General features: G+C 34.7%; 12 protein-coding genes. 2 read left to right on the forward strand and 10 right to left on the reverse strand.

The features are described from left to right. Positions 1–574 precede the first annotated feature (574 nt). Positions 575–862 (reverse strand): hypothetical protein, encoded by a 288-nt coding sequence (locus ACEN92_RS03760; RefSeq protein ID WP_495641038.1) that lies wholly within the window; start codon positions 860–862, stop codon positions 575–577. A gap of 277 nt (positions 863–1,139) precedes the next feature. On the opposite strand from ACEN92_RS03760, the gene ACEN92_RS03765 reads away from it, so the two are divergent. Beyond that, positions 1,140–1,595 carry a response regulator gene (locus ACEN92_RS03765; RefSeq protein ID WP_495641039.1) on the forward strand — a complete coding sequence of 152 codons (456 nt, stop codon included), beginning with the start codon at positions 1,140–1,142 and terminating at the stop codon, positions 1,593–1,595. A 307-nt stretch (positions 1,596–1,902) separates the two neighbouring features. Here ACEN92_RS03765 and ACEN92_RS03770 read toward each other — a convergent pair whose 3' ends face one another. The 9 genes from ACEN92_RS03770 to ACEN92_RS03810 all read right to left on the reverse strand — a co-directional run bounded on the left by ACEN92_RS03770 (position 1,903) and on the right by ACEN92_RS03810 (position 10,929). After that, positions 1,903–2,493, reverse strand: a complete 591-nt coding sequence (locus ACEN92_RS03770) for an NAD(P)H-dependent oxidoreductase (protein ID WP_495641040.1) — start codon at positions 2,491–2,493, stop codon at positions 1,903–1,905. A 417-nt stretch (positions 2,494–2,910) separates the two neighbouring features. Then, positions 2,911–3,453: a Crp/Fnr family transcriptional regulator gene (locus ACEN92_RS03775; RefSeq protein ID WP_495641041.1), complete on the reverse strand. Its 543-nt coding sequence runs from the start codon at positions 3,451–3,453 to the stop codon at positions 2,911–2,913. A gap of 99 nt (positions 3,454–3,552) precedes the next feature. After that, positions 3,553–3,768: a hypothetical protein gene (locus ACEN92_RS03780; protein WP_495641042.1), complete on the reverse strand. Its 216-nt coding sequence runs from the start codon at positions 3,766–3,768 to the stop codon at positions 3,553–3,555. 884 nt (positions 3,769–4,652) lie between these two features. After that, positions 4,653–5,777 carry a hypothetical protein gene (locus ACEN92_RS03785; protein ID WP_489235708.1) on the reverse strand — a complete coding sequence of 375 codons (1,125 nt, stop codon included), beginning with the start codon at positions 5,775–5,777 and terminating at the stop codon, positions 4,653–4,655. Next, complete coding sequence (locus ACEN92_RS03790; RefSeq protein ID WP_495641043.1) at positions 5,767–6,807, reverse strand: hypothetical protein; 1,041 nt, start codon at positions 6,805–6,807, stop codon at positions 5,767–5,769. The genes ACEN92_RS03785 and ACEN92_RS03790 overlap by 11 nt, the downstream gene beginning before the upstream one ends. 95 nt (positions 6,808–6,902) lie before the next feature. After that, positions 6,903–7,682: a hypothetical protein gene (locus ACEN92_RS03795; protein WP_495641044.1), complete on the reverse strand. Its 780-nt coding sequence runs from the start codon at positions 7,680–7,682 to the stop codon at positions 6,903–6,905. 956 nt (positions 7,683–8,638) lie between these two features. Further along, on the reverse strand, positions 8,639–8,914 hold the full coding sequence (locus tag ACEN92_RS03800; RefSeq protein ID WP_495641045.1) for a hypothetical protein: 276 nt from the start codon (positions 8,912–8,914) through the stop codon (positions 8,639–8,641). Positions 8,915–9,253: 339 nt separating this feature from the next. Beyond that, complete coding sequence (locus tag ACEN92_RS03805) at positions 9,254–9,991, reverse strand: hypothetical protein (RefSeq protein WP_495641046.1); 738 nt, start codon at positions 9,989–9,991, stop codon at positions 9,254–9,256. Positions 9,992–10,140: 149 nt separating this feature from the next. Further along, positions 10,141–10,929, reverse strand: coding sequence for a hypothetical protein (locus ACEN92_RS03810; RefSeq protein WP_495641047.1), 789 nt, complete (start codon positions 10,927–10,929; stop codon positions 10,141–10,143). 1,088 nt (positions 10,930–12,017) lie between these two features. Between ACEN92_RS03810 and dgt the strand changes: the two genes are divergently transcribed. Next, the gene (gene dgt, locus ACEN92_RS03815; protein ID WP_495641048.1) at positions 12,018–13,352 is read left to right on the forward strand and encodes a dGTP triphosphohydrolase; all 1,335 of its coding nucleotides are present in this window, start codon (positions 12,018–12,020) and stop codon (positions 13,350–13,352) included. The last annotated feature ends 317 nt before the right edge of the window (positions 13,353–13,669 follow it).

Raw genomic sequence — 13,669 nt, forward strand, 5'->3', positions numbered from 1 at the left:
TACGGACTGAAAATAAAGCAATGCGGGAAACAAGAATTTAATATGCCTTTTCTTAAAATATCTTTTTTATCGCCTAAATATCCCTTTTTGAAATTACCCTTAGCTTCACTGCCGATCGCAAATTCTGAATTTCATGTTATCTCAGGGATGGAAAACCGGCATTTGCCTATAATTACCCCGGATTGTAGCCGTAGCATTCTGGCAAACAGGGAATTATAACCCGGAAAATACACCCTTGTCTATCATTTTAATTATACCGGAGGTGGTCTTGGCAAGGGAGAATTAGGAAGTATTTCGTTTGACGGGTATAGGTTGCTAAAGGAAGTTAGATAATACACAGCGGAGCCTTTTCTGTTGATGATCTTGCCGATGATGGAACGCGGGTTGCCGATTAAGGGGTATCGGCAGATTTTATGGGGAAGCCCGATAAAGTCATCATTGATATCAAAAAATAATGACCGGCCCTGGCCGGGTGCACTTTATTGGAAATTTTGTTGCTTTCGTTGCATTAATAATGCTCAAATCCCTGCTAAAAATTATAATAAGCATTTTACTGAAGGATTTACCTACGCTATTAATTGGACAATAGCTTACTGTTTACTGCAATGAGGCCCTTAATGGCGATGGAGCTTTTATCGGTAGTCGGATTTAAAAAGACATGGCCCTTGTCATTCAAAGCAAGTAACGCCTCGAGCACCGTTGCCTCGAATTCCCTGTCAGAAGATATAGCGCCGCTGAAAACTCTTTGGGTATTAATCACTGGGAGAATCAGACGGGCCAGCTCTTCTAAAGTACAGCTTGAGCCGTATCGGGCTGCAAGTAGCTGCAGAACTGTGATATGAAATATTGGTAATGTTTCCATAAATAAAGCCTTTACTTAAATTTACGAAAAAAAGATTGATTTGGATCGTTTTAATTGCTCAATCAGCCTGCAGTCTGGGAAATTTTGCTAGGCAGGTAGATAAAAAAATGTAAAAGCTTCTTTTTATGTGTTTTTTCCTAATTATGAACTATCTTTACAATCTCCTTATCAAATCAGTATATCATTTTGAAGTTTTAAAATGGCGTGACCTTTACTTTGGAATATTGTTTATCCAAAGCAGCTTCCTATATTACCCGTTAACGTAAATTGTAGTAAAATGGCATTTGAAAATTACAATTCCCGGCGGTTTATTTATCTGGCCGATGACGACAGCGATGACAGGGAGTTCTTTGCTGATGCGCTGAGCGAAATGGACCTTGATGTTGTCCTAAAACAGGCCACGGGCGGCATGCATTTAATGGAGAACCTTCTTGCGCTTTCCACCTCGGAGCTTCCCGATTTTATTTTCCTGGATATCAATATGCCGGGCAAAACAGGAATGGAATGCCTAAAGGAGATAAGAAATCTTTCCGGAGGTCTTAAAGACGTGAGAATTGTGATGCTATCCACCAGCAGTGATCCTGAGAATATCCGAAGGGCTTCAGAGCTCGGCGCTACATTCTATGCGGTAAAGCCCAGCTGTTTTGAAAAACTTAAATCCTTGCTTGAAGAGGTGCTGTCGATGAATCTTGTTGGGAGTATCAGTGAAAAGAAAAAGTTTCTTTTGGTTTAGTTTTGTTTTAGGCTGGATTAATGGGATGTGAACAATTGTTAGCAAAATCTAATTCATGATCAGCATTGTCAATTGTATTTAATATTATTTTTAGGTTTAGTATTAATTCTTAGGAGCTTTTTCCCGCTATCCGTTGCAATCTTTTGTGCCGAACACCGGCACAAAAGGATTTCTTCTTCACACGAGCGAAGCGAACTGGCGAAGCAATCGGGGCTAGGGATGCTGCGGGGTATCACTCTTGTTTTGCTATAATTCAGAGCATAGGGCTTATCGGTTTTTTAAAGTTTATTTTTATGGGTATTAACGTCTATCTAAAATAAGTAAATCTTTTCTCTAAATCATATAACCATTTTGCTCTCTTTTTATGCGTAACTGATTTTACCATGTTATGGCTGATCCAGTTTAAATTTTTATATCCCATAGTTTCGAAAACACTTCTAAGCATTGCTTTTCTAATTAAATTCCCGATTAGAAGCCAGTACATGATCCTGGGTTTATTCATTGTGGTGATGATAGTTACGCCTTTTAAATTTTTCAACAGTGGTATAAGCCCAAAACCTCTGGGATGGTGGTCATAGACTATACCGGGGGAGAGAACCCTGTCGATAAACCCTTTGGTCATGGCAGGCATCAGATCCCACCAGATTGGAAATATGAAAATCAACTGATCTGCGTTTTTTAAACGATTGTTGTAATCTATAACCTGAGGGTCAATCGGAGTGTGCTCTACAAAGGCTTTCAGGTCTTCTTTAGACATTACCGGATTGAAATTATCGTTATCCAGATGGATAAGGTCTACATGATGCTTCCCTTTTTGAAGTCCTGTGGTAACTGCTTCTAAAATGGCGCTGCAGTAACTTTTTTCATAGGGGTGGTTGAACACAATAACTACTTTCATTTTTGAATTGTTTATTATTTACAAGGCAAAGATGCAGCAGTAAGGGGTGTTCGGACGATAACAATTGTTAAGAAATACAGACAATGCAAAATCTTGTTAGAATGAATTAAAGCTGGATTACTCCAGTTCAATACAATCAAAATGACAGGACCTTAGAAGAGTGATTACTTTTTCGCAAATGTTTTTTTTACTTTCAATACGCAAAATATTATCACAATCCTCAAGGTCAAAATTCCACTTGATGTCCTGAAAGCTTGAATCAAGAACAGGCTTTAATTTTTCGATTTGTGCCTTATTTTTGACGGATGTTTTAAATACGTGTATCATAGCCTTGCGATTTCCCTGTATGGTGATTAAAGCACAAAATTGGTAAAACACTCGGCAGACTATCGATAACAATTGTTAAGAAAAATCTTTTTATCGCCTGTTGCGAATCCTGCTGAGCGATACAGAAGTGATGCCCAAATAGGAAGCTATATAATGCTGCGGGATACGTTGTATGATTTCGGGATGCTCTGCCAGCAGCTGCTCATAACGCTGTTGAGGGGTATTTTTTAAATAGGAAAAGAAAACCTGCTGGTTTTTTAGAAGCCTTGTGTATAAATGCTCCACTATAGTATCTTTTAGTTCTGGGGAATTCTGGAGCGTATCCTGAAAATCTTTTTGTGTGAGGGTTTGTATAACACAGGGCTCAATGCTTTCAATAGTGTACAGGCTGGGTTTGCCTGTCATAAAGCTTTCAATGGACGACACGCCTCCGCCTTCAAAAAAGAACTGTGTTGTTATGTCTTTGCCGTTATTGTTTATCCAGGTTCTCAAACACCCTTTTTCAATGAAAAACATTGTTTTGGAAATGCTGCCTTCTTCCAGCAGTATGGTCCTGGCAGGAACCTCTATTGGAGTAAAAAGTGGTTTGAAAATACTCCAGCTATCGGTATTGGTTTCTGCTTTTTTTGACATGAATACATTCTTTATTTAACCCAAAAGGATTATTTATACTACTGTTTGCTTACTTCCCGAAGTGGCGGTCAGAGGCACATTTTTATTATGCCGTAGCTTTTAGTCTATTTTGTCTTTATGATATCCCTTGAGCCACTGTTCCATTTTCTGGAGCAGCTGGATTTCTTTCGGGTCGCCTGTTGGGTCTGAAAGCCCTGTAATGGTGCGGCTGTAATTGAATTTCCTGTCTTCAAAGCGGCACGTAAATTTTGGCAGTTCATTGTGGGAAACCATCCAGCTGCCGGGGTCAATTTTTTTTATTTCAAACTTTTTCATACCCTTCGCAGCAATAGTGTTATTATATCATCAGTGGATGCAGACTAAAATTCAGACTGTTTTTAAGTTTCTGAATTTACTGCAAAGATAAAATAATATTGAAGCTGATTCAAACCTGTTTGCTGCATTTCTGTTTCAGGCTCATCGTTCTTTTTAGTATCAATATCAGTTTCAAACCCTCCGGTGGGTCATTCTCTATAAGGTCCTTTTCTATGTCCTTGCAGGTTATGTCTTTGGGGCCGCTTTGGGGTTCCTTTTAAGGGTTCTGTGGGTTATAGGGGCTGGGTGTTTTTGGCTGCGTGTTTTGGGGCTTTGATCGGGTTTTGGGAATTACGATGGTGCTTGTGGTAATTTTTTGGCGCGTGTGAAGTTGTAATTTTATTTTTTAAATTTAATTATTGCTGTTGTTTTTTTAAAGGGGTGCCCGGGGCAGGTTGGGCGGGATTTTTTTGGTTTATTTTTTTTTTGGAGCTTTTTCCCGCTATTCGTTCCAATCTTTTGCGCCGAACCCCGGCACAAAAGGATTTTCACTGCTATCGGGGCTAGGATCTGTAACAGATCCAATTTGTCTTTGGAGAGAGCAGGATTCGAACTTTAAGCTTGAAACCCCTGTATATGCCACTTTTATCTATGTCTTGAACCTTTGTGCACCGATTCTGCACCCAAATTGTATATTATTTATTCAATATCTACATGTATAAGTAATAGGAAACCAACGAATTAATAATGAGTAATATTATTCTTTTTTTTGTGATACAAATAAATTTAAAATACTGTAACCGCTATTGATTTATTTGCACTTTTAATTATATAAAATTTGAGGGTTAAGCGCTTAGTCGCAAAAAAAAAGGTATCAACTCCAGTTTCAGATTTTCAACAATCTGCTATTTAAAATATTGAATCTTTCGCTCCATTGTAGCTGTTACTTCATTTTTATTCCCTTCTAAATACATCTTACATTTAATCCAGTTTTTATGATTATCATATTCATATTCATAATATCTGTTTGTTGGCTGATTTATTTCATCTTCACTAATAAATTTAACTTCCACTAAATCGTTATTTTCATTATAATTGAAAATTATGTCATCACTTGGGTAGGGATAAGTTTGATGACCTGTAATATGTGTTTTTTGAATATAGGTATTGGTAGAGTCGTAAGTATAAATTGCAGTAAGGAATATTCCTAAATAGTTACGCCAAGTTGTCTTGATAATTTTGCTTTTATCATCGTAGTAGCATTTAAATTTAGTGTCACAAGCATAGTTGAATTTATTGTCTAAATTACCGTCCCGATACGGCCCTATGTTTTTTAAATCAAAATTACATTCTATTAGGTTTTCTTTCGAATCGTATGTAAATGTCTTTACTAATAATAGTTCGTTTTCTGAAGGTGATTTAAATATTTTTTGTTCAGGTTTGGGTTTATAATAAATCTTTTCTTCAATGATTTTATTTCCTTCCGTTTTATATTGATATTGAAACTGCCTTAAATCTCTATATTGATCTTGATTTAGAACTATATTCACACTGTCTAGTTTGGCTATTTTATAATCTCTGTCATTTTTAAATCTAGTTTCAATACTGAAATTAGTTTGGATCTGTAAATCCAAGTCAATCGATAATGGTTTTAAAATACGCAAGTAAGGAAACAAATCTTTCTTTAAAATATAATCTTTGTCATCATATTTATATTTATATATTCTCCCCTGTGGCCGATCTTCATAACCTTTGGATCTAAGAGTAATTGCTTTTTGTATAGCAAGTCCTTCTTTGTTAAATTCATAAGAATCATCATTCGCAATATCGTTTTCAAATAAAACACGATATTTTACTAATGGTGTAATGTCTTGTTTGTAAAAGGAATAAAATGTATTTACAGTCTTAACGGGACCGTTTAAATTTAACGATCTATTTACTTTTAATTTGTTTTCCTGGGCAATGCAAAGGCAACTGCATAGCAATGCAAAACCTGCAATAACTTTTTCAATATTTAATTTAATTTCCATAATATGAAATTTTTCTTTTTACACTTTTAAGTACCTCGTCCTGCATTGAATTGTATCTGAGTTTACATTTTATCCAATTGTTATGACTATCGTACTCATATTCGTAAAAGATTTTTTCTCGTTTTTGTATAAGATCATTTACGTAATCACATGCTATGAGATCTGCATTTTTGTTATAATAAAATCTGGCTGTTTTATATTTTAATTTAAAACCATCTCTGTAAAATATTTCAACTTCAGTAACATAATTTTCGGTGGGATGATATTTGTATTTCTGTTCTATAAGGGGCTCTTGTTCGATCTGCGGATCTTTAGCATCCGTATTGGCCATTTTAATTAAGCGATTTTTGGCATCATATTCAAAGATCCATTTTTCATGAGCCCCATCTCTCTCCGTATAATAATTCTCGTTTTTGTATTCACCTTCATAGAATAATCGTTGCTGTACTAAATTGCCTTTTAGATCGTATATATATTTTTTGGTTTGGTATAGCTCAGTTTCAATTTTATTATTAGGAGCATCTTTTTGTAAAAAATATTCCTTTTCAGCAGTTATTTTACCGTTTTTGTCGAAATTATATTTATACGCAAAATCCGAGTCTGAATTTTTAAAACAGCTAGACCTTTTAAATGAAGTTTTATTTACATTTTGCATATTTAAATTAGCCATTCCGCTCCAATCAGGTACCCGATAGACTTTCTTATCCGATTCGTATTTGAATTTATTTTGGAGATCTTTTGGGTCATATACTAGCGAATCGGAAAAATGTCTTGATATTAAACCATATTTATTAAACTCATATGATTCATATGAGTTCCGGAATATTACTACATCTATGATATCATCTATTTCGTATGCTGTGAGATCTTCTTTGTAAAAGGTTCGGTCATACACGACTGATTTAACCGAATCATTTAAATTTAAACGATACAGATCTTTATTAATTCCATTTTGATTATTGGTTTTAAGCTGTGAAAAGCAGTTTAGCGAAAGGGAAAGAAATAGTAGTAGGATTTTTATTTTATGCATTTTAAGTAATATTTATATTCGACCTGGTTGGTTAATTTATGATGTATTCAGACTTCAAAATAATATTAAACAATTTGTATGGACCGCTACTGAAATCATCCTTTTTGGGTGCCTGACACTTTAGATAATTGTGCCAAATGTTCTTGAATTTTAGAGACAACAGTATTACAATTTTTAATAGCCGATAAATAATATAGGATTCCAACCATACTGCTTGTGGCATCAACGGTAGTTTCTACTTTTTTTAGGGCATCTGTTTCGTTGCTAACAGCCGTCATTTTTGTATAAGTTTCAACTATAGACGGTTGTGTTCTTCTCAATTCAAGTATTGCGCTATCAAGCTTAGTACCCATAACATGAAATGCCAATCCCATTTTAGTGTAAATATTTTTAACTTCTTCAATATTATTTGCTTTAGCAGCAGCATCAAATTCGGTTGCTTTCTTTTGCAACGATTGTGAAAGTAATTCAGAGTTTTTGACAAAAACATTTCCATGAGCTATCAAAGCTTCATATTTTTCCTTTGGATACACTTCGTTAAATGACGGTTCACTATTTACTTTAGTTTCCGATCCCAGATTTTCGGTAGTACTATTTTTGTTTTTTTGAAGTTCAACTGAAATATCACTGAATACATCAAGCAAATTTTTATCTGTGGAAGTACTTTGAGTTAAAGAAGTACTATTCGGATTAGCGTAATTATCGTCTATTATGGTTTGACAGACTTTTTCAATTGCAGCTAATGTCTCTAGTTTGGATTTAGTGGTTTGTGTAGTTTTATTTTTTTCAGTTGTTCCATTTTGGGCATAATTCACAGTAATACAAAGGAATAGTATGTAGGTGAGTTCTTTTTTACCAACTAGTTTTAATCTCATAAGTATTTTAGTTATGGATAGATTTTTTGGGTTTTCAATTCTATAAATATATACATTATTACACTGGTGTCCACTAAAAAAGAAAATAAGTTCTTTTAAATTATTGTACATCTGTATCTTAATAGTCATTTTTGAGCGTGACGATTTGAAATGATTATTATGTTCGTAAATCAATATTATGAATATGAATCAGGGGAAATATGTTTTTTCTCAATTGGTTGAATTTCTTCCTCAATGTGTTTGATATAAATTAATTTTTAAGTTTAATAGAACAGCAAGAAAATTTTGTAGTAATCATTCGAACTTACGCTTTTAAGTGTTTGTTTAACAGTGTTGTAGTTTGTTTCTTGAAACTAGATGCACCGATTCTGCACCTAAATTCAAATTAATACTCTATTAATATTTTATCTTCCATAAGTTTTCTAAAAGTTTCGAACCTAAATTTGGGAGACTTTGATTTTGCTGTTTTTTCATTTTTAAAAAACGCTGTGTGCCAAGACTCTACCACAAAACTTGGAATACTTTACTTTTTTAAGTTTATATATAAAATTGGTTTGCTTCTAGGGCTCTAATTTTACTTTTCAATTTCTATTTTGGTTGTACCTAGAATCATTTTGCTCTGCTTGATGATCAAAATTTGATTTATGGAATGGTAATTCAAAATTTTACTTTTATAATTCTAGTGGATTGTAAAAGCTGGACTTTTTTTATGTCTTTTTACACTATTTAAATTAGAATGGAGGAAATATAAGCACTGGCGTTTATTGGATGGTAAATGCTTCATTCAATCCTACTTTGTTCAAAAAGGCTTGGGATAAAGATGGCTTTTTCTAACGGCTTGGCAATGCGAAAGGAATCGCGTCACAAATGTCTTAGTTTGGTTTTGCCCGATAAATTATAGTTTACAGGTTGGTTCCCAAGGTCCAATAAAAAAAGCGTTAGGAATAACGGTCTTTTTATTGGTGTAAAATCTCAATCATTAAAATTTCGCTTAGAAGGTTTAGCATTGCCTGTTGTACTCTGACCGGGCTCATTTCTGGTAATTTCATCTTCCTGAAGCTCCTCATTGCCAAGCTGTCCAATTTCGAATTCCTATTCACCGGATTGTCCTTTTCGGGCGCTATGGTTTCAAAGGACGCGCTTTGAGCCTCATCGCTCCTCTGAGTATTCCTATCCGTTTGAGACCCCTTTAAAGGGTCATTCTCTATAAGGTCCTTTTCCTTGTCCTTCACCGTTATGTCTTTGGGGCCGCTTTGGGGTTCCTTATAAGGGTTCTGCGGGGCATAGGGGCTGGGTGTTTTTGGCTGCGTGTTTTTGGGGCTTTGATCTGGTTTTGGGAATTACGGTGGTGCTTGTGGTAATTTTTGGTTGTATGGGAATTTGTCGTTTTATTTGCTGAGTACTGAGTTTTTTAGGTTTAATATTTTTTTTTGGAGCTTTTTCCCGCTATTCGTTGCAATCTTTTGTGCCGAACCCCGGCACAAAAGGATTTTCACTGCTATCGGGGCTAGGGCTGCTGGAGAGACCTGTTTTGTTTTGGAAAAAGTAAATGCTTTTAAGATGTAGTTCTTCTATATTGAATCGACAATCAGAACCATTGTGCCAGTTTCAGCAATTCTGGCTTTCATTTCAATGCAGCTGTCCTGAAAGCCTGAGGCCCAGTAGACACAATTCACCTCAGGGCTTGGTTTTGACTCAGAACCGTTTTCTATGTAAGTAGTGAATTCTTTTTTCAGGTATTGGAATTCAACATCTATAATTTCCTGCAGCAACTTTTCATCCGAATAGGCTTCCTGGAGTACACTTATATATTCTTTTTCAGCATCCGTGAGACCATATTCTGAGCCAGCAATTTGTGAAGCAGAAATCTTTCCCATTAGCAGGATCATATAGTCAAGAAAGCGAATGAAATCTTTTGGGTCTACCCTTTTACCACTCCACGCTTCGTAGAATTCATCCAGCGGAAAATAGTCTGTGAAATTGCCGTATTGGAACATAAAACTGTAGGCTGTAGTGCCATGCAGATTAAAGAGTAGCTCAATTCCTTTGCCTTCATAATCGTATCCTATTTCTCCAAGCCAGTAGGTCAGTTCAAAGAGCTCGCTGGGAAGAATACTGTTGATGTCTGTGCTTGCTTTTTCAACAATGCTTTCATATCGTACATCGTAGTCATTATCGCATATAGTTTTTCTTCTGGTAAGGAATTCTTTGAAAGACTCTGCGAACCTATCGGATGAAATAAGAACCGGATACAGTTCTGCTCTTGCTATATCTTTATGAAGTATGAAGAAGTCGGTGTCTCTGCCCATTTTGTAGATTGCTTTTTAGTTTTAATTAGATTGTTTTTACTTTTATTTTGGCGATTGATACAAATGCTGATGGAATGGGGCGGTTCCTTTGAATGTTAATGCAGGGAAATTAATCTTGCCCTATAGTGCCTGTTATTGGCAGGTTAATTCTAAGTTACATAATCGAAACTAAGAACATAACTCTCGTCGTTCCTTGTCAATAAATAGTTAATTTCACTGTTGAGCTGCTCCTGTTTTAAAACATAAAATTCTTTTGTTCCAAAAAGTGCCCATATGGAAAAAAGAATTCTTTTTCTGACCTCTTCAAGCTCATATAATTCAGCTCCAATCAAGCGTTGCAATGGCTCGCCAACGGCTTGTAAAATAGAGTTCAGAACTTCAAATCCTGATAGACTATTCGTTAAGATGGTATTTTTAGAATCTTCCAGAATTTTTTGCGTTTCTTTTCCATAGCTTGAAAACCTGTATATGTATTGTAAATCTCCCTGTTTTAATGAATCATAATCCCCCGCGATTTTAAGACAATTTTCAATTAATTTGATTTTATGATGAGCATCATACGCCTTAATAAATCTTTCGGGAAAAACTGGCAAATTATATAATTCAAGTCCTTTTGCAAATTGTGTCACTGACCATATTTCATAGTCCCAAAGTTCGCAATAAGGTTCGCCGTCAAAGCTTAAGAAATTTTCCCAATGCCACTCTTTGGGAACCAGCCTATTTGTAGCTGAGTTATCCCTTTGCCAAAAATTTGGATAATTTTTATCTGTGATTTCTATTCTCTCGCAAGGAACTAAGTCTACCTGATGCAACTCATTATATATGTAGTAGTTGCGATTTTCTATTCCCAGAATCAAATATTCCTTTTCTCTTACTAAAGAATAGGGCATGGGATTTTCCGGGTAAAAATTTGGGTCTTTAATTAATTTTCCTTTCATATTATTTACACATTCGTAATTTTGGCAGCATATGCCACTAATATACGAATAATATCAATCTTTTTGATTTAGTCCCGATGGCGGGGATTGCTAGCAGATCCTATAAAAAAAACGTTAATGATATCGGCTTTTTTCAGGAATTCCATCTGGGTATATTAAAATTTTCGCTGAGAAGGTTTAGTATTGGCCAGTGCACCCTGGCCAGTTTCATTTCTGGTTTGTTCATCTTACTGAAGCTCCTCATTTCCAAGCTGCCCAATTTCGAATTCCTTGTTTACGGGATTGTCCTTTTCGGGTTCTATGGTCTCAAAGCTTGCGCTTTCTGTCTAATCGCCCTTGTGAATATCCATATCCGTTTCAAACCCCTTTGAAGGGTCATTCTCTATTAGGTCCTTTTCTATGTCCTTCACCGTTATGTCTTTGAGGTCGGGCCATACTCGTGTGAATAGATCACAAAGTAGCACCAAAAATCATCATCAAAAACTGTTCACTTTGCGCCGGAATGGAGTGTTCAGTTTGCTTCGGAATCAACTGTTCAGTTTGAATCGGAATAGGGTGTTCAGTTTAGACCGGAATATCCATTAAAACCGAAAAGATTAATGAAGCGACTTAGCCGCTAAGCGCTTATTAGTACTAAAAAATAAGTTTTGGAAATACTCCAAATTCAACAAAAAGAAAATGTTTTGCTCAGGTTTATTCTTAACTAGAATTAATACTACTCTTTTAATTATTACAAAGAGTTGCCTTTTTTGTGTCTAGCCTTTGCAATCTGCAGCCATTTCGTAATGGTTTTCTTGTTGAAAAACAAGTAAAATTTGTAAGTATCTTGAAATTTATAAATTAATTCTTTCAAATAAAACCTGATATAAACCAAATTTTACTAATTAAAAAGATTATTTCTTGTTTAGTAATCAGGTAAATATACGGTGTTTAAGTAACGTAAATTATTTGTAGATTTATCCCTTATTAATAAATTGTGACTATTCAAAATTATACTTTTAAAAATATCAACTTCTCTCAAATATTACTATATATAAACTAAAATGGAAATGACATGGAATAATTGTTTTTCACCAAAGAGATTTGGTATGGAAGACACAAAAATTGATATTCGGACAGAATATGAAAGGGATTGGGATAGAATTATATTTTCAAGCCCGTTTCGTCGACTCCAAAATAAAACCCAAGTATTTCCTCTGCCTGAAGAAGCTTTTGTACATAATAGATTAACACATTCTTTAGAAGTAGCCAGTGTTGGACGATCCTTAGGTAAAATTATTGGAAAGAAAATTTCTGAAATCGCCGAAGTTGCAAGCGATGATGTAGGGCGACCATTTTATAGAAACAGCCTTAAAAATGTTATTGCTTCCGCATGTTTAGCACATGATTTGGGTAATCCAGCATTCGGACATTCAGGGGAAGAGGCAATTAGTAAGTACTTTACTAAAAGGAACACGCAGAAACCTGAAGATGTCGAATTTAGAAAAAACTTCTCCGATGCCGAATGGAAAGACTTAATCACATTTGAAGGTAACGCAAATGCACTTCGTGTTTTAACAATGGAACAGCCTGGTCGAAGTAAGGGAGGTTTTCGATTAACATATAGCACAATTGGGTCTATTTTAAAATATCCATGTGAATCAATGGTTTCTGACAAAAAATATTTGCATAGAAAAAAATATGGCTTTTTCAAAATTGATGAAAAGATTTTTCTAAATATCACGAAGGAGTTAAATATGATTCCAGATAGCGGCGCTGCTGGTATTTCATTTAAAAGGCACCCTTTTGTTTATTTGGTCGAAGCTGCGGATGATATCTCTTATAATATTGTTGATTTTGAAGATGCGCACAGATTAGGAATTCTATCTTATGAAGAAGTTAGAACTACTTTTCTTGAAATCATAAAAGAAAGTCCAAAGGATGATTTAGCGTGGGTAATTGAACAGGCGGATTTATTAATATGTGACCCCAATGAATCTATTGCATATCTAAGGGCAAAAGCGATTAATACTCTTATATATAAATGCGCTGACGTATTTTGGAAGAATAAAAAGAAAATTTTACAGGGAAAATACGAAAAAAGTTTAATCGAAGATATTCCTGAATTACAAATAGTAATGAAAAGAATAGAAGAAAGATCTATAGAAAAAATTTACAATACAAGAAGAGTCGTAAAATTAGAAATTGCAGGATTTAGAATTATGTCCGGTTTAGTAGAAGACTTTGTAACTTCAGCAATAACGCCAGAAGCTGAACGAGATAAAGAACAGAAAAAGATTCTTGAATTACTACCTCGACAATTTGAATTTGATGAAACAAGCAGCCCGTACAATAAGGCTATGCATATTATTGATTTTATATCAGGGATGACCGATGTTTTTGCATTAAAACTATATAGAAATTTGCGAGGAATTGAATTGTAATTCAGATTATTGGGTTATTTTTTTTCTCTTTTTGTTAAAGTATTTAAATATTTTTTATCGAAATTAAATTTATTGAATTAAAAGCAAAAGCCATTGTAAGATCATCAATGGCTTTTTTCTTGATTTCGTTGAATTTTTAACCTCTTGGAAATAAGCAACCGCAATCCATGGAAGGTTGTGACAGCCAAATTTTGGATAATGACTTTAAAAAGTAAATTATAAAAGAGAGAAATATACAAAACAGTATTTCTACGCATTTTCTTATTTTAATTTATAGCTAAACTTGTTTAACACATTTTTAATTAATTATGGTTTTC

It is taken from the genome of Flavobacterium sp. Flavsp81, from assembly GCF_059491325.1.